General features: G+C 36.5%; 16 protein-coding genes. 1 reads left to right on the forward strand and 15 read right to left on the reverse strand.

Annotated elements, in window-relative coordinates:
* The 13 genes from ACODST_RS26395 to ACODST_RS26455 all read right to left on the reverse strand — a co-directional run.
* Nucleotides 1–3189, reverse strand: a 3189-nt coding sequence (locus tag ACODST_RS26395; protein ID WP_488935087.1) for an Ig-like domain-containing protein, incomplete at its 3' end; no start/stop codon positions are given.
* A gap of 552 nt (nt 3190–3741) precedes the next feature.
* Nucleotides 3742–4668, reverse strand: coding sequence for a tRNA epoxyqueuosine(34) reductase QueG (gene queG / locus ACODST_RS26400; RefSeq protein WP_488935088.1), 927 nt, complete (start codon nt 4666–4668; stop codon nt 3742–3744).
* On the reverse strand, nt 4665–6011 hold the full coding sequence (locus ACODST_RS26405) for a cytochrome P450 (protein ID WP_488935089.1): 1347 nt from the start codon (nt 6009–6011) through the stop codon (nt 4665–4667). The genes queG and ACODST_RS26405 overlap by 4 nt, the downstream gene beginning before the upstream one ends.
* 57 nt (nt 6012–6068) lie before the next feature.
* The gene (locus tag ACODST_RS26410; protein WP_488935090.1) at nt 6069–6884 is read right to left on the reverse strand and encodes an alpha/beta hydrolase; all 816 of its coding nucleotides are present in this window, start codon (nt 6882–6884) and stop codon (nt 6069–6071) included.
* A 6-nt stretch (nt 6885–6890) separates the two neighbouring features.
* Nucleotides 6891–7913 (reverse strand): Holliday junction branch migration DNA helicase RuvB, encoded by a 1023-nt coding sequence (ruvB, locus tag ACODST_RS26415; RefSeq protein WP_488935091.1) that lies wholly within the window; start codon nt 7911–7913, stop codon nt 6891–6893.
* A gap of 105 nt (nt 7914–8018) precedes the next feature.
* Nucleotides 8019–9821, reverse strand: a complete 1803-nt coding sequence (locus tag ACODST_RS26420; RefSeq protein ID WP_488935092.1) for a cytochrome c oxidase subunit I — start codon at nt 9819–9821, stop codon at nt 8019–8021.
* 30 nt (nt 9822–9851) lie between these two features.
* A complete protein-coding gene (locus ACODST_RS26425; protein WP_488935093.1) occupies nt 9852–11042 on the reverse strand; it encodes a cytochrome c oxidase subunit II in 1191 nt (396 codons plus the stop codon).
* A gap of 19 nt (nt 11043–11061) precedes the next feature.
* Complete coding sequence (locus ACODST_RS26430; protein ID WP_488935094.1) at nt 11062–12456, reverse strand: quinol:cytochrome C oxidoreductase; 1395 nt, start codon at nt 12454–12456, stop codon at nt 11062–11064.
* Between the two features lie 27 nt (nt 12457–12483).
* Nucleotides 12484–13029, reverse strand: a complete 546-nt coding sequence (locus tag ACODST_RS26435) for a c-type cytochrome (protein WP_488935095.1) — start codon at nt 13027–13029, stop codon at nt 12484–12486.
* Nucleotides 13030–13037: 8 nt separating this feature from the next.
* The gene (locus ACODST_RS26440) at nt 13038–13562 is read right to left on the reverse strand and encodes a DUF3341 domain-containing protein (protein ID WP_073412666.1); all 525 of its coding nucleotides are present in this window, start codon (nt 13560–13562) and stop codon (nt 13038–13040) included.
* Complete coding sequence (nrfD, locus tag ACODST_RS26445) at nt 13555–14955, reverse strand: NrfD/PsrC family molybdoenzyme membrane anchor subunit (protein ID WP_012023712.1); 1401 nt, start codon at nt 14953–14955, stop codon at nt 13555–13557. Before nrfD ends, ACODST_RS26440 begins: the two co-directional genes overlap by 8 nt.
* A 33-nt stretch (nt 14956–14988) precedes the next feature.
* Nucleotides 14989–18048, reverse strand: coding sequence for a TAT-variant-translocated molybdopterin oxidoreductase (locus ACODST_RS26450; RefSeq protein ID WP_488935096.1), 3060 nt, complete (start codon nt 18046–18048; stop codon nt 14989–14991).
* A gap of 32 nt (nt 18049–18080) precedes the next feature.
* A complete protein-coding gene (locus ACODST_RS26455; protein ID WP_488935097.1) occupies nt 18081–19415 on the reverse strand; it encodes a c-type cytochrome in 1335 nt (444 codons plus the stop codon).
* A 219-nt stretch (nt 19416–19634) separates the two neighbouring features.
* Here ACODST_RS26455 and ACODST_RS26460 point away from each other — a divergent pair, with 219 nt between their 5' ends.
* Nucleotides 19635–20024 (forward strand): SPOR domain-containing protein, encoded by a 390-nt coding sequence (locus ACODST_RS26460; protein WP_488935098.1) that lies wholly within the window; start codon nt 19635–19637, stop codon nt 20022–20024.
* Between the two features lie 103 nt (nt 20025–20127).
* On the opposite strand, the gene ACODST_RS26465 is transcribed toward ACODST_RS26460, so the two are convergent.
* Together ACODST_RS26465 and ACODST_RS26470 are read right to left on the reverse strand one after the other, a co-directional pair.
* On the reverse strand, nt 20128–20640 hold the full coding sequence (locus tag ACODST_RS26465) for a DUF4920 domain-containing protein (protein WP_488935099.1): 513 nt from the start codon (nt 20638–20640) through the stop codon (nt 20128–20130).
* Between the two features lie 92 nt (nt 20641–20732).
* Entirely contained in the window at nt 20733–21497 is a 765-nt protein-coding gene (locus ACODST_RS26470; protein ID WP_488935100.1) for an acid phosphatase, read from the reverse strand.
* Between the last annotated feature and the right edge of the window lie 72 nt (nt 21498–21569).

A 21569-nucleotide genomic window follows, 5' to 3' on the forward strand; every position in this document is an offset into this window, starting at 1 on the left:
GTACCATTTTAAGTTTGTTCCTGTGGCAACTAAATCACTAACCTTTTTGGCATCAATTGCACAAAACGTTTGTGAAGAAGCTGTTGGTGCTGATGTATTGTTTACTGTAACTGCTACTGTAGTTCTTGGACTTTCGCCACAACTGTTAGTTGTCTGGCTTACATAGTAATTTCCTGTTGCTAGAGTTTCGGTTCCTGTATAAAGTGTTCCACCTGTACTGGCACTGTACCATTTTAAGTTTGTTCCTGTGGCAACTAAATCACTAACTTTTTTGGCATCTGTAGCACAAAATGTCTGTGAAGAGGCCGTTGGAGCTGCTGGTACCGTATTTATAGTTACCTGGACTAAAGTTCTGGCACTCTCTCCACAACTATTAGCAGTCTGGCTTACATAATAATTCCCATTTGTCAATGCTTGTGTTGTTGGTAATGCTGTACCTCCCGAAGAGACATTGTACCATTTCAGTCCCGTTCCTGTAGCTTGTAAATCGCTAACTCTTTTATTATCTGCAGCACAAAATACCTGAGGAGAAGCTGCAACTGGCGCTGATGAAGTTGTATTAACCGTTACCGCTACCTGAGTTCTTGAACTCTCACAACCACTTACGGTCTGGCTTACATAATAATTCCCTGATACTAGATTTTCTGTTCCGGTATAAAGAGTTCCTCCTGTGCTGGCACTATACCATTTTAAACTAGTTCCTGAAGCTACTAAATCATTAACTTTTTTATTTTCAGAAGAACAGAATGTCTGAGCAGAAGCCGTTGGTGCAGCCGGTATAAAAGTTACTACTACCGCAGAAGAGCTATTACCCGGACAACCTGCAGCGTTTATTCTCTTAACACTATAACTTCCATTTGAAGTAACTGTAATAGATTTTGTAGTTTCTCCTGTCGACCATAAATATGTACCTGAATTACCAGAAGATGTTAATACAACACTTCCTGTTATACAGGTAGTCGAACCACTTGCTGAGATAGTAGGAGTAGTTGCCTGTGAATTAATAGTGACAACAACTGGTTTTATAAACTGACATCCATCAGCAGAAACTGCTTTTATATAATAAGTCCCTGAAGCTGTAACTGCACTTGGTGTTGTATAAGCCGCAGTGGCATTTGCATCTGTCCAATACGACAAGGTCATATTAGGCGTGCTTCCTGCAGTAACAGCCGGAGCTGTTAAATCTACCGTAGAAGGCGCACAAACCGCTGCAGGATTTGTTACAAGCAAAATTGATGACTTCGGTGTTACCGCTGCACTGGCAGAATTATTTGCTGTATTTGTATCTATTGAAGATGGTAATGACGCCGTATTCGTATAATTACCTGACGCATTTATCGATGCAATAATTTTTAATGTTATAGAAGTCTGTGCCTCTACATCTCCAATACTCCAAATACCGGTTGCCGAATCATAAGAACCAACAGATGGTGTTGAATTTACATAAGTGTAACCTGAAGGAAGCAGATCATTAACAGAAACTCCTGAAACATTATTTCCTCCTAAATTACTTACTTTAATTGTAAATTCTACATTACTTCCAATACATGGCGATGCATTATCAACTGTTTTTGTAATTCCCAAATCGGTACATAAAGTAACACTTACTGGTTTTGACTGAGTCTGTGCCCCACAGGTTAAAGTTGAAGCTACAGAATAAGAACCAGTTTTGGTAGCTGTGTAAGTTGCCGAATTAGCCCCCGCTATTGCTACTCCATTCAGATACCATTGATAAGGAGCAAAGCCTGCTGGTGTTGTCAACTCTGCTTTATTATTGGTACATCCCCCACCTGAAATATATGTCATAGTAGGGTCTTCTGGCTGTGCAGCAAAATTAGAGAAAAATCCTGCCATCGAAAATCCACCACCCTGCTGTACGATTGAAACTGTCATTTTTGACGCACTGGAAATCGAAAGAATGTTAGGACTTCCTATTTGTGTATCTTCAAAATTGATTATATACCAGCCTGTTGTTCCTAATTGATGACGTGCCGTAATACCGCTTATAGTTTCAATATTAGTACCATTCACAGTTACTGCATCTGTAGCACTTCTCAAAAGAATATATCCAAAATACGGCAATGAGCCTGTACCATAGTTTCTGAACTTTGCCGTTTCAATAAAATTAGATCCGCCGCATTCTGATACCGGAGCAATTGTCGAAATATCTACCTCACAAGATTGCGCAGTACCTGAGTAAACAACAACTCTCTTATCAGCAGCAACACGTGATGCTGAAAAACTTGTATTGGAAACACCATTAAGAAAAGTATAAAAACTTCCAGCCGTAGCTAAAGTAACATTTGTTGTTCCAACTAATCCACCAGTAGTTGAGTATGTATCAATTGTTAAAACTGTATTATCTTTTGTAGCAACTACCGTAGTCTGCTCTGCCGTATCATTTCCTTTTCCTCTTTCTATAAAATACTCTGTTCCTAAAACAGCTTCCGGCGGAATTTGATTATAAGCACCATCTCCACAGCCTCCAGGCATATCTATCGCAGCAGAAGTATTCATTACAACAGGATTAGAAGATTCTACCAATGTTCCAATAGCTGCTTTAAACAAATAACTCTGTCCTGAATTTAAAGTTGTTACAATGGCATTATTGATCTTTATTGTTGTATTATCAGCAGTAGCCATAACGCTGTAAATAGGGCGTTGATCCCCATATCCATTAAAGTTCCCTAAGGAACCGTCTCTGTAATATCCTACTCTGAACCGAATACCAATTCCAGCATCTCCAAAGCTGGTCAGAGCCGCATTTCCTTTAATATCCTGATCACTTCCATCTCCTCCAAGAGCATCTGAAGCAACGTTTCTCAGGTTTATAGAAACCGGATCGCTGGCCGTAACTATCAAACCAGCCCCGTTTAAAACCGTATTAAAAGCATATGCCGGAGCCGCACTGGGAAGCCCTGCAAATCTATACACTGCCGGATTTCCTTTTACAGCTGTTAAAGTCGTTATCACTGTCCCATTGCTTCTGGATACTGTAATGTTGACAGTAGATGTAGAATTTGTTGCTATAACAATTTCATTTGCTTTACTAAAATACTGCCATGGTGCAGGAGCAATATAATGCTTCGTATAAAACTGGGCCGAAGCGTTATAACTTAGTAATAAAAAGAATAAAATAAGAAAACTTGATTTAAAGGAATTAAACCAATTAAAAGTAGAGTTACGCATAGACAGACTCGTTATTAATTTGAGTAATAGTAATTATAGAAACTGAAGACCTCTTTCTGGTTTTCAGAACATTAAGCAAATACGAAAAAATGAAAAGATTGGTTTTTTGATGATGAAAAAAAATATTTCCAGCATCATTACAATGAGAAGGCGTTTGGACCACAGGTATTTTTGGTTCAAGACACATAGTCGTCTTTAGATTAAATTAGTAGTTTTGGTGCAGCGAAAATATATAAAGACCTCAATACTAACTATATTAGTCGATCAACTACAAGGAAAAACGTTGAAATACACTTTTCTTTATGATAAATTAACTTTGGCAAGTCAATAAACATAGCAATTTCACAAGATAATAGCAGAAATTTCTTAATTTATTAAAGAAAAATTAATTTTTAGGGATTTTAGCAACAAAAACACAAATTTATCCTACAATACAAAAAAGAAAAAAACACGTTAAAAAGTGTTAAAATATTGAAAAACAATACATTAAAAACAAAACCATAAAGAATAAAAAACAACCAAAAGTTGTAAGAAAAAATTCTTACCAAGACTTTATTTTAAGAAATCGATATTTCTTTTAAGTCCTTCAAATTTTGTTCTTTTTAGAGGAGAATTCTTAAAAACGGAACGAAAAGTTTCTTCGGTAATTTCAGTCCAGTCTTTTTTTGAAAAGGAAAGTAAATCCGGATTAGGATTAAAAAGGGGTTCAGAATGCGGTTTTGAAAACCGGTTCCATGGGCAGACGTCCTGACAGGTATCACAGCCAAACATCCATTCGTCGAATTTTCCCTTCATTTCAACGGGAATATTTTCTTTTAATTCGATGGTATAATAAGAAATACATTTACTTCCGTCTACAATATAAGGCGCCAGAATTGCCTGTGTCGGACAGGCATCAATACAGGCTGTACAAGAACCGCAATGGTCTGTAACCGCATGGTCATATTCTAAATCCAGATCGAGAATAAGTTCTGCTATAAAGTAAAAAGAACCTACTTTTTGGGTGATCAGATTACTGTTTTTTCCAATCCATCCTAAGCCGCTTTTTGCTGCCCAGGCTTTGTCCAAAACAGGAGCAGAATCAACAAATGCCCTGCCGGAAACTTCACCGATATTTTCCTGAATTGAAAAGAGCAGTTCTTTTAATTTGTCCTTAATAACATAGTGATAATCCTGACCGTAGGCGTATTTCGAAATCTTAAAACTGTCGCTGTTTTGGGTTTCAGAAGGAAAGTAATTTAATAGAAGTGAAACCACACTTTTAGCATCATCGACCAGTAAAGTAGGATCCAAACGTTTGTCAAAATGGTTTGCCATATAGGCCATCTGTCCGTTATGGTTATTATTTAACCATTTTTCCAGACGGGGTGCTTCCTGCTCCAGAAAACCTGCTTTAGATATTCCGCAAGAAATAAATCCCAGCCTTTTGGCTTCAGATTTTATAAATTTCGAATATGTCTCTTTTGAATTGATACTCATCTTTTAAAAAAAGAAACTTCCACATTAACAGGTTTCAGAGTAATAAGCGGATTAAACCCGACAACATCATTATTAGATTTTATCCTGTACTTTTTAATAATTTGTGATAATGTCAGACACATTTCATAAATGGCAAATCCGGTACCGATACACATTCTGGGACCTGCCCCAAATGGATAAAAATAAGGCATTGATTCTTTCTTTTGCTCACCAAGAAAACGCTCCGGAATAAACTCATCAGGATCGTTCCAATATTTTGGGTTACGGTGCAGCTCATAAAAAGAAACTCCAATTAAGGTGTTCTTTTTTATTTTAAACTGTCCTAAAGAATCATCCTCAAGGTTCTGTCTGTCGGTAATCCAGGCCGGTGGATACAAGCGCATCGATTCATTCAAAACAGCAGTAGTATAGACCATTTTCTGGAGTTTCTCTGTTAGATTATCTGTTTGCGATTCAATATCTGTAATCTCATTTAAGATCTTCTGCTGGGCTTCGGGATTTCTTCCTAATAAATGAAGCGTAAAAGTCAGTGCATTAGCTGTAGTTTCATGACCGGCGATAAACAAAACTTTAATTTCATCGATCAATTGTTCAATAGACATACTTTCTCCCGTATCTTCATATCGGGTCTCCAAAAGCATGTTCAGTAAATCATTTATTTCTTGACCGGAAGCTTTCCGCTCTTCTATGATTTCCCGAATGATATTGTTATTTTCCTCCGCCAGTTGAAGGTGTTTTTTTACCTGACCACTCAGTGAAAACCACCACGCTTTATGTGGAAGTCTGATTTCTTTAATTAAAAACTGCTGGACTTCTTCTATAATAAATTTTATTCTTTCAAACTTATCTTCTGCACTGGAAAGCTGAAATAAAGATTTCGCCACTACATTAAATGCCAGACTACTCATTACCGGAAAAAGATCTATTGGCTTACCTTCAGCTAAACCGGCTATTTCTAAAGCAATAGTCTTATCCATATTATCAACCAGCTGGTTCATTTTCTGTTTATGAAATGCCGGCTGAATAAGTCGTCTCTGCTTTAACCAAAAATCACCATCACTGGTTAAAAGTCCTTTTCCTAAATATTTTGAAAGATATACCGACTGGAATTTAGACTTATGATAATTCTTCTGATTCTTAACTAAAATATGCTGGGCAATTTCATTGTCTCTCGACAAGATAATGTATTTTGAAAAACCAATTCTAATAGAGAAAGAGTCTCCCAATTTCTCAAAATACCTTTTATGAAAAGGAATCGGATTTTTTCGAACACCTTCGGCATCTTTAAAAAATCTGATTATTGGTAACTTGTTAGGGTAAATATATTTTACATTATTAGACATATCAACTAGAACAAACTTCCTTGAATGTTTGTATTTATTTTACCTTGTTAATCAAATTTATTTATTGTGCTGAAAAATCCATTCCGTAGTATCTTTTATATTACTGATTTCTGTATCAGGTGTATTCATTCCTACATCATGTCCTTTACCTTCTCTGATAATAAGTTTTGCCTCGACACCTTTTTTCTTTAACTCATTATAAAGATTTTGAGACTGACTAACATCTACCACATTATCAGCATCTCCATGAATTAAAAATGTTGGTACATTTGAAATATTACTAAACGGGCTTATCTTAAATAATGCCGCATTATCTCCAACTGGATCTATTTTAGTTCCGGCTAATTTTTCAATGATATCTAAGCGGCCATTCTTTTTCCTAAATTCTAATACTTCAGGAGAATCTAATCTTGATGGTGCGCATAATGCTGTTATAGATTTCATATTCTTCTTAGTGAAACCATACAACAATGCCAAATGAGCTCCGGCACTAATACCTACAATATGATATCCCTTTTTAACATAACCATATTTAGCAGAATTTCTTGAAACATAACTAACTGCTGCATCAATATCTGCTAATAAATCTTTAGCAGAAATCGTATCACTTGCATAACGATAATCGACATTGGCAACAACTAATCCCTTATTAGCAATATCCTGTGCATGCTTACTTGTATATTCAAGTCCACCCATTGACCAGGATCCTCCATGAATAAGAATAACAACTGGCAGCTCTTTTAAATTCCCATCAGGGACATATAAATCTAAAATTTGCTGGGATGATTTACCATAAGCAAGGTGGGGAAAATACTTTGTCTGGCTAAAAGAACTGCAACAAACAAACAATAAAAGTAAGAAGTAATGTTTCATAATACATTAGAATAATCCACCCTGAATATTAGTATTTATCTTTCCTAAATGTTTATACGCTTTCTCTGTTACTTCACGACCACGGGGTGTACGCATAATAAAACCTTCCTGAATCAAAAAGGGTTCATAAACTTCCTCAATAGTTTCGCTGCTTTCAGATACGGCTGTTGCCAAAGTAGAAAGTCCCACCGGTCCTCCTTTAAACTTATTAATAATCGTTAACAGAATTTTATTATCCATTTCGTCTAAGCCATGCGCATCCACATTAAGGGCTTTCAAAGCATACTTTGAAATTTCCAAATCGATAGTTCCATTTCCTTTAATTTGTGCAAAATCACGAACTCTTCGCAACAAGGCATTAGCAATACGGGGCGTACCTCGGCTGCGTCCTGCAATTTCAATGGCTGCCTCCAGATCAATAGGCATTTTTAATATTCCGGCACTTCTTTCTACAATGGTTGTTAAAAGCTCTGTTGAATAATATTGTAAACGTGATGAAATTCCAAAACGGGCCCTCATAGGAGCAGTCAGTAAACCAGAACGGGTAGTAGCGCCAATTAGGGTAAAAGGATTCAAATTGATCTGAACAGTTCTCGCATTCGGACCGGACTCAATCATTATATCAATTTTAAAATCTTCCATTGCCGAATATAAATATTCTTCAACAATTGGGCTCAAACGATGAATCTCGTCTATAAAAAGAACATCTCTTTCATCGAGATTGGTAAGAAGTCCGGCCAAATCACCAGGTTTGTCCAAAACCGGACCAGAAGTAATTTTAATTCCAACATTCAATTCATTTGCCAGAATATTAGCCAAAGTCGTTTTTCCCAAACCGGGAGGTCCATGAAATAAAGCATGATCAAGTGCCTCACCACGCTGATTAGCAGCAGCAACAAATACTTTTAAATTTTCTAAAACCTGGTCCTGACCGGCAAAATCATCAAATGACAGCGGACGTAATCTTTTTTCAAGATCTAATTCTTCTGAGTTATATCCTCTTGTAGTAGGATCAAGATTTTCGTTCATCCTGCAAAGATATAGAAACTAATTAGTTTGTAAAATAGTTAGAGAACCTATAAAGTATAAACTAAACAAAAAAGGCTGTCATTTCTGACAGCCTTCCTGATATTTTTAGTGGTGTAAAACTTGTTCACCTTCTTTCATTGGTACATTTTGAGGAACAAAATCTACATCATGATTTGGGTTACTGTAGTCATACGGCCAACGATATACGTGAGGAATTTCACCTGGCCAGTTTCCGTGAATATGCTCAACCGGAGTAGTCCACTCTAATGTTGTCGATTTCCATGGATTCTGAACCGCTTTTTTACCGTAGAAAATACTAACAAAGAAGTTATATAAGAATACTAACTGGAACGCACCTCCTACAAGAGCAAAAGTTGTAATTAAAACATTCACATTTTGTAAATCATCAAATAATGGGAAGTTCGTATTTGTATAATAACGTCTTGGAAGACCTGCCAGTCCAATAAAGTGCATTGGGAAGAATACACCGTAAGCACAAACAGCAGTTACCCAGAAGTGAATATAACCTAAGTTTTTGTTCAACATTCTTCCGTACATTTTAGGAAACCAGTGGTAAATACCAGCAAACATTCCGTAAAGTGCAGAAATACCCATTACTAAGTGGAAGTGAGCAATTACGAAATAGGTATCATGAACGTTAATATCTAAAGTACTGTCTCCTAAAATAATTCCGGTTAAACCACCTGTGATGAACGTAGAAACCATTCCAACAGAGAATAACATAGCAGGATTAAACTGTAAGTTACCTTTCCATAAAGTAGTGATCCAGTTAAACGCTTTTACAGCCGATGGAATTGCAATCAATAAAGTTGTAAAGGTAAACACAGATCCTAAGAAAGGATTCATACCTGAAATAAACATGTGGTGACCCCAAACGATTGTAGACAAAAATGCAATTGCAAGCACTGACATAATCATCGCTCTGTAACCAAAAATTGGTTTACGGGAGTTTGTAGCCATAATTTCAGATACAAGACCCATCGCTGGTAAAATTACGATATAAACCTCAGGGTGTCCTAAGAACCAGAATAAGTGCTCAAACAATACCGGAGATCCGCCCTGGTAATGTAAAACTTCACCAGCAATATAAATATCAGATAAGAAGAATGAAGTACCAAAGCTTCTGTCAAAGATTAATAATAAAGCTGCAGATAATAAAACCGGGAATGAAATAACACCAATAATAGCTGTTACGAAAAATGTCCAGATTGTAAGTGGAAGTCTTGTCATAGACATTCCTTTTGTTCTTAAATTAATAACAGTTACAATGTAGTTTAATGATCCCATTAATGAAGATGCAATAAAGATAGCCATTGAAACTAACCATAAAGTCATACCTGTACCAGATCCTGGAATCGCTTGCGGTAAAGCACTTAATGGCGGATAAATTGTCCAACCTGCAGATGCTGGTCCTGCTTCTACAAATAACGAACATAACATTACTACAGCAGATAAAAAGAACAACCAGTATGAAATCATATTCATAAATCCAGAAGCCATATCTCTTGCTCCAATCTGAAGCGGAATAAGTAAGTTACTAAAAGTACCACTTAAACCTGCTGTCAATACAAAGAATACCATGATGGTACCATGAATTGTAACTAAAGCTAGATAAATATCATTAGCCATTACACCATCAGGTGCAAATTTATCTCCTAATAAAACATTAAATATTTTAAAAGACTCTTCTGGCCACGCTAACTGCATTCTGAAAAGCAAAGACATTGCAATACCAATTATTCCCATAACAATACCAGTAATCAAGTATTGTTTAGCAATCATTTTGTGGTCAATACTAAAAATATATTTAGTAATGAATGTGTCTTTATGATGATGTTCGTGCTCGTGATCGTGTCCGTGATCGTGACCGTGCGCTTCTGCTGACATATATTTGTACTTTAAATTTTCTTAATTTTATTATTTCATAGCAACTTTAGCAACCGCTGCCTTAACCGTATCTACAACCGCTTTTACAGTATCTGTTACTTTAGTGGTAGTATCTGTTGACGGAGCAGCTCCTTCAGCTGGTTTCTCTGCAGCAGCTGCCGCTTTGATATCTTCTGCTAAAGTTGTTTTCTCACTTAACCACTTTTTATACTCTTCAGGAGTATCAACCACCACTTTCATCTGCATATTATAGTGAGAAGCTCCACAAATTTTATTACATAAAAGTAAATAATCAAATGTATAAGGATCTAAAGCTGTACCTCCTTTTGCCACTAATTCAACACTTTTTTCAGCTCTAAGTTTGTTAATATGCGCTACTTTCTCTTTCATAAAATCTAACTCTCTGTACTCAGCAGTAGTGTAAGTTGGAATGAAAGCAAATTCAGTAACCATACCAGGCACACAGTTCATCTGCGCTCTGAAGTGAGGCATATAAGCAGAGTGTAAAACGTCCTGAGAACGCATTTTGAAGTGTACTTTTTTACCTTTAGGAATATGCAGTTCAGAAACTACAATATCATCCTGAGCATTAGGATCTGACATATCAACTCCTAAAGTATTCACACCTTCAATCAAACGTACATTAGCTTTTCCTAAAACATTGTCTTTTCCGGCATATCTTGCAGTCCATTTAAACTGTTGTGCATATAATTCAATTTCAATAACATCTTCGTCTTTATCAACAAACATGATATTGTTCCACGCATATAATCCGTAAAGAATTAAACATGCCAGAACTACTGACGGAATAATACTCCAGATTGCTTCTAATTTATTACTATCAGCAAAGAATAATGCTTTTTTATCTTTATTCCCTTTATATTTAAAAGAAAACCAGTATAATAAACCTTGTGTAATAACCTGAACTGTAAAAATTAAAACCCAGGTAATATTCATTAAACTATCTACTAAACTACCATGCTCAGAAGCAGGAGTATGAAGTGCCAAATTACCCCATTTTAGTAAACCATAAATAGTAAATATATAAATGAAAGCTAAAAAGCCAAACAAAATATATCCCTGAATGTTATTATCATTATCTGTCGCTACCTGAGAATCGTCCGAAGATGCTCCTACCTGAGTAAGATCAAATATCTTGGTCAACTGCCATAAAGCAACTGCTAATAAAACTAAAACTATAATTACCAACAAACTTGTCATCTGTTTACTTCTTTAAATATTAATAATGAAAATGTTTACTTTCTTCAATGAAAGGATTTCTTTTTGCAAGCAAAGGAGATTTAGTTAATGCAGTAAATACAACAAATATAAATAACCCTAAGAAGAAAAGAATAGACGCAATTTCAGGAACTCCAATAAACCACTTATCTCCAACTGTACCAGGCATAATCATATTAAAGAAATCAACATAATGACCTAATAATATTACAATACCTGCCATAACTACAACCCAGCTAAGACGTTTGAAATCAGTATTGATTAATATTAATAACGGGAAAACAAAGTTCATAACAACGGCACCAAAGAAAGGTAAATTATACAACTGAATTCGTGTTACGAAATAAGTAACCTCTTCAGGAATATTAGCATACCAGATCAACATGAACTGAGAGAACCATAAATAAGTCCAGAATACGCTGATACCAAACATAAATTTAGCTAAATCATGAATGTGGCTTGTATTTACATATTCTAAATACCCTTTAGATTTTAAGTATAAAGTAACTAATGCAATTGTAGTAATACCACTTACAAAGAAAGAAGCAAATACATACCATGCAAATAAAGTACTAAACCAGTGCGGGTCAAATGACATAATCCAGTCCCAGGCCATGATAGACTCGGATACAATGAAGAATACCAGGAAACCTGCAGAGATTTTAAAGTTCTTTTTGTAGTAAAGATCATCATTAGCCTCATCCTGAGCTAAACAGTTTTTTCTTGAGAAATAACGGTAAACATTCCATCCAATTAAGAAGATGGCAGCTCTTACAATCCAGAAAGGAAAGTTTAAATAACCGGATTTACCAGCAATGATTGCATCATAATTAGGGCTCTTAGAATCAGTTACCCCTTCACCTAACCATACAAAAATGTGATTAAAATGTAATCCGCATAAAACTAAGATGATAAAAAAGATAATAGAACCTGCAGGTAAATAAGCTGTTATACCCTGCATAACTCTAAATAAAACCGGAGACCATCCAGCCTGAGCAACCTGTTGAATAGCATAAAAAGCTAAAACTCCCATTGAAAGCAATAAGAAGAAAATACAGGCTACATATAATGCAGACCAAGGTTTGTTTTGTAATTGGTGCAAAACGTGAGTTAAATGCTCTGTGTGTTCATCAGCGGCACCCACTTTTGCATGCTCCCCTCCTTTATGCTCTTCGTGAGAAACTGCGGCAGCTTCATGATGACCTGCTTCTTTATGAGAAGCCTCAGCAGTCTCTGCATGAGCAGAACCATGCTCTCCATGAGCTTCAGCAGCTAGTATTTTTTCAACTTCTTGAATATCTTTAGGTGCACTTAAAAAACCATACCCAATTCCTAACAGTCCCAGAACCATTAAGATGATAGAAAAAGTTTTTAATTTACTTGAAAATGTATACATATCTATTACGATCAGTTTGTTCAACAATTATAATTGGCTTTTTAGTTTCAGAACATAGTCAGCAACTAACCAACGTTCGTGAGCACTTAATTGATTTGCATGTGAACCCATTGCATTTAAACCATAAGTCTCAACATGAAAGATACTTCCTTCAGTGATTTCTCTGTCTTTATAACTAGGTACTCCAAGAAATTTTTCTCTTTCAACCAATTTACCTTTACCGTTTCCAGTTGCACCATGGCAGCTAATACAGTAAATTTCGAAAAGCTCTTTTCCCTTTCCGGAATTTTTCTCTTCTTCAGTCAAAGGCGATTTTAAATTAGCTTTTGCTAATTCATAACCGGCAGTTGAGTTTTCATATTCGTAAGGCTCAAAACCTCTGTTAATAGTTCCTTTAACAGGAAGCTGTCCTTCTTTACCTTCTTTGAATATTTTTGCTTCTGTATATGGCTCATAAGCTACAGACTCATACATATTTGGAAAATACTGATAGTTTGGTGCCGAATTATTGTGGCAAGAAGAAACTAAAATAGTTATACCAACTAAAAGTGTTATTTTATATATCCTTTTCATAGCTACACTTAATTCTTTTCAATTACTTTAACTTCAACAGCTCCTGTACCTTCGAAGAAAGAAACAAGCTCAGCTTCGTTATTATTTACAGCTACTTCCATTAAGAAGTGGTCGTCTGTTGTTCTTACATCAGGATTTTCAGCCTGCTTAAATGGCCATAATCTACTTCTCATATAAAAAGTAATTACCATTAAGTGCGCAGCAAAAAATACTGTCATCTCAAACATAATAGGCACAAAAGAAGGCATATTCTGGATGAAACTAAAACTTGGTTTACCTCCAATATCCTGCGGCCAGTCATGAATCATGATGTAACTCATCATGGTTGTTGCAACAGAAATACCAACACATCCATATAGGAAAGCACAAATTGCTAATCTTGTTGGTGCTAAACCCATGGCTTTATCCAATCCGTGAACCGGAAAAGGAGTAAAAACCTCTTCAATATGATGATGAGCAGCTCTGGTTTTCTTTACTGCATCCATCAAAATATCATCGTCATTATAAATGGCGTATATTACTTTATTACTCATGATGTGAATCTTTATTTGCTCTTTCTCTAATGTAATTATCTCCTGTTCCTTTCAAAATTGTTTTAACCTCTGCCTGAGCAATTACAGGGAATGTTCTAGAGTATAATAAAAACAATACGAAGAAGAAACCAATTGTTCCAATGAAAATTCCAATATCAACAAAAGTTGGTGAGAACATTGTCCATGAAGATGGAAGGTAATCTCTATGTAAAGAAGTAACAATAATTACAAATCTTTCAAACCACATTCCGATATTTACTACAATCGAAATAATAAATGAGAACATGATACTTGTTCTAAGTTTCTTGAACCACATAAACTGCGGAGAGAAAACGTTACAAGTCATCATCGACCAGTATGCCCACCAGTAAGGTCCGGTAGCTCTGTTTAAGAATGCATACTGCTCATACTCTACACCTGAATACCAGGCTACGAATAACTCAGTGATATAAGCTACACCTACAATAGAACCTGTAATCATGATAATGATGTTCATTAACTCGATATGCTGTAATGTAATGTACGCTTCAAGATTAGAAACTTTTCTCATAACGATAAGCAGGGTATTTACCATCGCAAATCCAGAGAAAACCGCTCCTGCAACGAAATACGGAGGGAAAATTGTAGTATGCCATCCAGGAATCACAGAAGTAGCAAAGTCCATAGATACAATTGTATGTACAGAAAGTACAAGAGGAGTCGCTAAACCAGCTAATACTAAAGATACTTCTTCAAAACGCTGCCAGTCTTTTGCTCTACCACTCCATCCAAAACTTAAAATAGAATAAACTCTTTTATTAAACGGAGTTATAGCTCTGTCACGAAGCATTGCAAAGTCAGGTAATAAACCAGTCCACCAGAAAACTAATGATACTGAAAGATACGTTGAAATCGCAAATACGTCCCAAAGAAGTGGCGAGTTAAAGTTAACCCATAATGAACCAAATTGGTTTGGGATAGGTAAAACCCAGTATGCCAGCCATGGACGACCCATGTGAATAATTGGGAATAAACCTGCCTGAACTACAGAGAAAATAGTCATCGCTTCTGCAGAACGGTTAATCGCCATTCTCCAGCGCTGACGGAAAAGTAATAATACCGCAGAAATTAAGGTTCCGGCGTGACCAATACCAACCCACCAAACGAAGTTAGTAATATCCCAAGCCCAGCCTACTGTTTTATTTAATCCCCATGTTCCGATACCGGTAGATACGGTGTAAATTATACAACCTAACCCCCAAAGGAAGGCTACTAATGCGATTGTAAATACAATCCACCATTGTTTATTTGCAGGTCCTTCAACAGGTGCTGCTACATCTACAGTTACATCGTGATATGATTTATCACCTATAACTAAAGGTTTTCTAATGGGTGCTTCGTAATGAGACGACATAATCCTTTATATTGTTTCTTAATTAATAATTTACTAAGTGTTTCTAACTTTAACGTGATAGAAAACATTTGGTTTTGTACCAACATGCTCTAATAAATGATACATTCTTTCGCTTTCTGCTAATTTAGCCACTTCGCTTTCTTTATCATTTACATCTCCAAATACCATAGCACCAGAAGAACAAGCTGCAGAACATGCACAAGCATTGTTGAACTCATCTTTAGCCACTACTCTTCCCTGACGTTTAGCCTCAAGAATAACAGCTTGTGTACTTTGGATACAGAATGAACATTTTTCCATAACACCACGAGAACGAACGTTTACGTCTGGATTTAATACCATACGACCTAAATCGTCATTCATATGATAATCGAATTCACTGTTTTTGTTGTACAAGAACCAGTTAAAACGACGCACTTTATAAGGACAGTTGTTAGCACAGTAACGAGTACCAACACATCTGTTGTATGCCATGTGGTTTTGCCCCTGACGACCATGAGAAGTCGCAGCAACCGGACAAACTGTTTCACAAGGTGCGTGATTACAGTGCTGACACATTACAGGCTGGAATGCTACTTGTGGATTATCTCCTGGTTTCTCCATTTCATTGAATGTAGACAATGAGCTGGATAAACCGGCAATACCTTCTTTTCTTTCGTTATCTCCTTCAAAAGTACTTTCAGAAGAATAGTATCTGTCGATACGTAACCAGTGCATATCACGGCTTCTTCTTACCTCTGCTTTTCCAACAACCGGAACGTTGTTTTCGGCGTGGCAGGCAATAACACATGCACCACATCCTGTACAGGCATTTAAGTCAATCGAAAGATTAAAATGATGACCTGTAGTACGATCAAATGATTCCCACAAATCAACAGTAGTAGCCTCAACTTCCTGGTGGTCTAAAGATACCATTGGCGGCTCATTCCATTCTTTTGAATCTCTGGTATTGAAGATTTCTAAAGTAGTTTCTTTAATAATATCTCCTCTACCCATTAAAGTTTTCTGTCCCTGAACACAAGCAAACTCATGCTCTCCTTTTGCCTGAGCAATGGTAACAGACTGAACACTATTGAAATTTGTATATAAAGCGTAAGCGTTTAAACCTACCTGCATTTCTTCTTTTAAACCAGCTTTGCGACCGTATCCTACAGCAAAACCAACTGTACCTACCGCCTGTCCTGGCTGAACAATTACCGGAACGTTTTCTAATTTCTTACCATCTGCAGTAGTAATAGTAGCATAACTACCATTCAATCCTCCATTAGCAACAATTTCGTTTGATAAATTGTATTTTTTAGCGTCTGCATTAGAAACTGTAATATAGTTATCCCATGAAACTCTGGTAATTGGATCAGGAAACTCTTGCAGCCAAGGGTTATTAGCATGCTGTCCGTCACCCATACCCGTTTTAGTATACAATACCAACTCAAGTTCTCCGGAAGCTTTAGATTTTGAAAGTGCACTTGCTGCACCGGCGAAATCATAAGACCCACCCGCTAAAGCAGCTGATTCCAAAACAAAAACACCATCATGTAAAACTTTATTCCAGGTAGTACCTGCAATAATAGCCCCTGAATTAGCTTTTAAATAATCGTAGAAATTTCCAGGTGTTCCGTTTAATGATAATAAAACGTCCTGAAATTGTTTTGTTTCGAAAATAGGACGAATAGTTGGCTGTGTTAAACTATAAGTTCCTTTTGTAATTACTACATCTCCCCAAGACTCTAAATAGTGAGGTGCCGCAGCAGCGATTGTAGCAGCAGAAGAAGTTTCATCTTCTCTTAAAGAGAATGCTACTGAAGTTTTCACTTTTTTAAGTCCTGAAACAAAAGCTTCAGAATTAGCCAAAGTATAAACCGGGTTTACACCGCTCATAATTAAAGTATGAACACTTCCTGCATTCATATCTTTGATCAGCTGAGCTACAACAGCATTAGATCCTTTTCTGATTTGTCTTGTTCCTGCAGTACTAAATGCTTCACTAGCTAAAGCCTGATTAATAGCTAAAACTAATAATTGTGCATTTTTATCTTCGATACCTGAAACCAGAATACCTTTTGTACCTGCAGCTTTTAATTGCTGAGCTGCTTTTACAACCTCTTCTTTATATTTCGCATCTAAAGAAACAGGAACAGAAGCACCAACAACTATATTGTAAATTTGAACTAAAGCTTGTTTTTGATCAGCCGTAGTCATCGGAACACGCTTGTCAGCGGCTGCTCCTGATAATGTCATATTAGATTCAAACTGGAAATGACGGGACATTTTTCCATTTTGAGGAATACGTCCTTTAGCATATCCTGAATCATATCCGCCTCCCTGCCAGTCTCCTAAGAAATCAGCACCAACAGATACAATTAATGAAGCTTTTGAAAAATCATAATCCACTAACGCTCTTTCTCCGTATACAGCTTCAAATGCATCCAGTGCATCAGATGAAGAAACTGCGTCATAAACTACATGTTTTGCGTTTGGGTTCTTAGCAATAAATTCACCAATTAATTTTTCGGTAGAAGGGCTCGCTAATGTATTAGTTAAGATTACCACCTGACCGCCTTTTGCTTTTGCCTCAGCTAAGCTTGATTTAATTTCTAAATCTACAGCAGTCCAACTAGTTTTTTCACCTTTTTTCAATGGTCCTTTCAAACGTCCGCTATCATACAGACCTAAGATAGAAGCATGAATTCTTGCATTGGCAGAAAACTTAGCACCGGCAATGGTATTGTTTTCAATTTTAATTGGACGACCCTCACGAGTTTTAACCAAAAGGTTGGCAAAATCAAAACCATCAAAAACAGTAGTTGCATAATAATCTGCAACACCAGGAATGATTTGCTCTGGTTGTAATACATAAGGGATAGACTTGTGCACAGGACCTTCGCAAGCAGCCAGTGTAACTGCCGCAGTACTAAATCCTACGTACTTTAAAAAGTCACGACGTGAAGTTCCAGACGAAGCTAAAGCATCTGCATTCCCAAGGAATTCTTCTGTAGGAATCTCTTCAACGAATTCGTTATTTCTAAGCGCCTCAACAATAGAGCTGTTTTCTAGCTCCTCAACACTTTTCCAGTATTTTTTGTTTGATGACATTGTATATATATATTAAAATCTTAATAATTCGATTAATAGTGGCATTTACCGCATTCTAAACCTCCCATTTGCGCTGCAGTTAATTTCTCTACACCGTATTTTTTAGAAAGTTCAGCATGAATTTTATCATAGTAAGCATTTCCTTCCATCTTAACATCGGTTTTTCTGTGGCAGTCCACACACCATCCCATTGTTAATTTAGAGTACTGCTTCATGATCTCAAATTCCTGCACAGGACCGTGACAAGTCTGACATTCAATTCCCGCAACAGAAACGTGTTGAGAGTGGTTGAAGTAAACAAAGTCAGGAAGATTATGAATACGAACCCATTTTACCGGTTTAGTTTTTCCAGTATAAACCTGTTTAGTTTTATCCCATCCAACAGCATCGTATAATTTTTGGATTTCTCCATCGTAGAATGCTTTGCTGTATTCTGCAGTAGCTGTAGTCTCTGCTACTTCAGAAATGTTTTTATGACAGTTCATACAAACATTTAAAGAAGGAATACCAGCTGTTTTACTTACACGTGCAGCAGAGTGGCAATATTTACAATTGATCTCATTGTCTCCGGCGTGAATTTTGTGAGAGTAATGAATTGGCTGAATCGGCTCATAGTTCTGATCCACACCAACCTGCATTAAATACCCGTATACAAAGTAACCACTGGCTAAAAGTAAAAATATAGCAGTAACCAATACTAAAAACTGATTCTTAGCAAAAGCTTTCCAGATTGGAGTTCTGCCTTCTTTTGGAGCAACTTCAATACCGTTGTTAGCCGCAACTTTAGTTAATACTTTGTTCACCATGAACAACATAACAACTAAAATAGCCATTACAAGAGCAAGAGCTCCTAAGATTACATTATTAGAAATTCCGCTTCCACCATCTTGAGGATTACCAGTTGGCAATGTTTTAGCATCAGCAGGAGGAGCAGCTTTTTCTTCAGAAGTATAAGCGATAATATTATCAATATCAGCCTCAGATAATTGAGGAAAAGATGTCATTACAGCTTTGTTGTTTTCTTCAAAAAGCTTAACAGCAACAGGGTCTCCTGACTTAATCATGTCAGAACTGTTGTGCACCCATTTGTAAATCCAAGCCATATCATGCTTAGAAGCAACACCTCTTAAAGCAGGACCTGTTGATTTAGCATCTAATTTGTGACATGCAGCGCAATTTGCATTAAAAAGTTCTTTCCCTTTTACCGGATCACCACCAGATGCCGCAGCCGGAGCAGCAGCAGCTTCAGTCGCCGCAGGAGCTGCAGCAGGATCTTGAGCAAATGAAGTTAGGGAGAAAATCAACGTTAGCGATAAACTAAGTAATAATTTTCTTGAGATCGAATTATGGTTACCCACCTTTTTCATATAGTATAATAATTATCTACTAATTTTTGGTATGATTTTTTCTGCACTAAATCAGACAAAAATTAATACCTTCTTTTAAAACTTGCACAAAAATACGACTTATGAACTATTCTCAAAACCTTAAAATACTCTTAAATATCAATTTATATCAATTCTAAATAATATTAAAATTTTACATCCGGACTTTAAATACTATTTTTGCATAAAAACCATCACATTATGAGAATTTTAACCCCCTCAAAAAAACTTTTCTTATCTCTAACAATGTTTACATTAGCCTGTAATATTCACATTCACGGCCAAAATTTAACATTGAATCAGGACCCTAAATTCGAGCAGTTACTGAACGATAAACGTAAATTTAACACATCAATAAGCACAAACGATTCTTATCGGATTCAAATTTTCAGCGGTAAAAGCGACGAAGCAAAAAAGACCTTATCTGACTTTAAAAGAGAATACACGAATATTGACGGAACCATCATTTTCAACACCCCTAATTACAAGGTTATTGTAGGGAATTTTGAGTCCCGAATTGAAGCAGAAAGAAACTTAGCTGAGATTAGGAAAAAATACAAAACTGTATTTTTACTTAAACCTGGAAAATAACAATTTCAAACACAAAACAAACAAAAAAGCGGGATAAATTATCCCGCTTTTTTTTGTAATAGAAAGTGCTTTCCTATATCGTTTTTTGAGTTAAAGCCGTTAATCAGTTCACCACTTTAATACCATCTGCCAAAAAGCGTATTTCTTCTTTTGGACTGGTAATAGCTTCTATTTCCGCTTTAGCCTTCTTAGCATCTTTAGCATAATGTTTAAGCTCTTCAACCGAGGTAATTTTCCTCTCGGCAGCTCCTTCCAAAACTACATTTTTACCTTTTAAAGCTGTTGGAACAAAAAAGGCATAATCCTTCATTTTTACAAAGAAAGAAGAACCATCTTCTGTTTTAAGTGTCAGCCAGCAGCCTCTTTTTTCACAAACATTAGTCACCTGCCCTTTCACTAAGACTCCTTCTGCTTTTTTAATATTCTTAAGTTCATTCTCCAGTTTCTCTACCGAAACCGCTTTGGACACAGATACTGCAGAAACATCTTCACCATAAAAATCCCCTACCAATGCATTGCCAGCCGGAGGCGCAGGTTTTTCGACATCTTCCTGAGCGAATGATACATTAGAAAAACCAACAAAAAAGACAACCGTATAGACTAAAAATCGTTTCATATTTTAAAAATTTATTTACTATCAAAAATAACATTAAAATCCCAAACAAAAAGCTTTTCTTTTTAAAACACAGATATTTCTTACTCTAAAGTTCAGCTATTATCTCCTGCTACTTCCCTTCTGACCTCTTCAAAATCGGCCAGAAAAGCAGGATTTATAAGAAGCAGTTCCACGATTGCCTGTCCCATAACCCTTCCCATCTTTACATCACTATCCCAATGTGCATTACAAACAACACGACTTTCCCCAAAATCATACCCTCTAGACAAAATCTCTGTTTCTTTATGAGGAAAAAGCCGAATCAAAATTAATGACCATGCCCAGCCCACCGCAGCATGACCCGAAGGAAACGAGCCAACCTTTCTTAATGAATCTTCCAGATCCGGAGTACAGGTCCTCTCATTATTCACCATAAACGGGCGTTTTCGTTTGTAATGATTTTTAGCCGCATAGGTAGACAAACCCGCATCTGTCATAACCCGACGCATCAGCACACAAAGTTTAGGTGTTTTTGTCTCGTTTATTTCAATACCCAAAACCAGTTCAAAAGATTTAACAACAAAAGGAAAAGACAAATCCGCATCTCTTGCTGCCTGTAAAAAACGCTTCTCATTTTTTAATGCAACCGCTTTTTCTGCCTGCTCTAAATCAAGTTTAAAAAAGGCCGAATTTTCTAATGGAGGCGGCGACAGCAAAAGCAGACTGTCCGGCATTTCTTCTTCAGACAAATATCCGTCCAGTAATGCCGGCATTATTTCTCTCAGCTCCCGGACAGTTGTAAAATTACCAACAACCTTATCTGGTTTTAAACTTCGGTCCAGAATTGCATTTATAACACGAATTATCTTTAGTCTCATATCCAGTCTTCCTTTTAATCCAAACTCAACCCCTCACCGGCCTTTATCTTAACTTCTCAAAATCAAAATACC

This window comes from Flavobacterium sp. FG19 (assembly GCF_057809475.1).

What these genes read in the sequence shown, in the direction of transcription:
- queG (WP_488935088.1), bottom strand. Translation starts at nt 4,668, where the DNA reads ATGAGTATCAATTCAAAAGAGACATATTCGAAATTTATAAAATCTGAA.
- ACODST_RS26405 (WP_488935089.1), bottom strand. Translation starts at nt 6,011, where the DNA reads ATGTCTAATAATGTAAAATATATTTACCCTAACAAGTTACCAATAATC.
- ACODST_RS26410 (WP_488935090.1), bottom strand. Translation starts at nt 6,884, where the DNA reads ATGAAACATTACTTCTTACTTTTATTGTTTGTTTGTTGCAGTTCTTTT.
- ruvB (WP_488935091.1), bottom strand. Translation starts at nt 7,913, where the DNA reads ATGAACGAAAATCTTGATCCTACTACAAGAGGATATAACTCAGAAGAA.
- ACODST_RS26420 (WP_488935092.1), bottom strand. Translation starts at nt 9,821, where the DNA reads ATGTCAGCAGAAGCGCACGGTCACGATCACGGACACGATCACGAGCAC.
- ACODST_RS26425 (WP_488935093.1), bottom strand. Translation starts at nt 11,042, where the DNA reads ATGACAAGTTTGTTGGTAATTATAGTTTTAGTTTTATTAGCAGTTGCT.
- ACODST_RS26430 (WP_488935094.1), bottom strand. Translation starts at nt 12,456, where the DNA reads ATGTATACATTTTCAAGTAAATTAAAAACTTTTTCTATCATCTTAATG.
- ACODST_RS26435 (WP_488935095.1), bottom strand. Translation starts at nt 13,029, where the DNA reads ATGAAAAGGATATATAAAATAACACTTTTAGTTGGTATAACTATTTTA.
- ACODST_RS26440 (WP_073412666.1), bottom strand. Translation starts at nt 13,562, where the DNA reads ATGAGTAATAAAGTAATATACGCCATTTATAATGACGATGATATTTTG.
- nrfD (WP_012023712.1), bottom strand. Translation starts at nt 14,955, where the DNA reads ATGTCGTCTCATTACGAAGCACCCATTAGAAAACCTTTAGTTATAGGT.
- ACODST_RS26450 (WP_488935096.1), bottom strand. Translation starts at nt 18,048, where the DNA reads ATGTCATCAAACAAAAAATACTGGAAAAGTGTTGAGGAGCTAGAAAAC.
- ACODST_RS26455 (WP_488935097.1), bottom strand. Translation starts at nt 19,415, where the DNA reads ATGAAAAAGGTGGGTAACCATAATTCGATCTCAAGAAAATTATTACTT.
- ACODST_RS26460 (WP_488935098.1), top strand. Translation starts at nt 19,635, where the DNA reads ATGAGAATTTTAACCCCCTCAAAAAAACTTTTCTTATCTCTAACAATG.
- ACODST_RS26465 (WP_488935099.1), bottom strand. Translation starts at nt 20,640, where the DNA reads ATGAAACGATTTTTAGTCTATACGGTTGTCTTTTTTGTTGGTTTTTCT.
- ACODST_RS26470 (WP_488935100.1), bottom strand. Translation starts at nt 21,497, where the DNA reads ATGAGACTAAAGATAATTCGTGTTATAAATGCAATTCTGGACCGAAGT.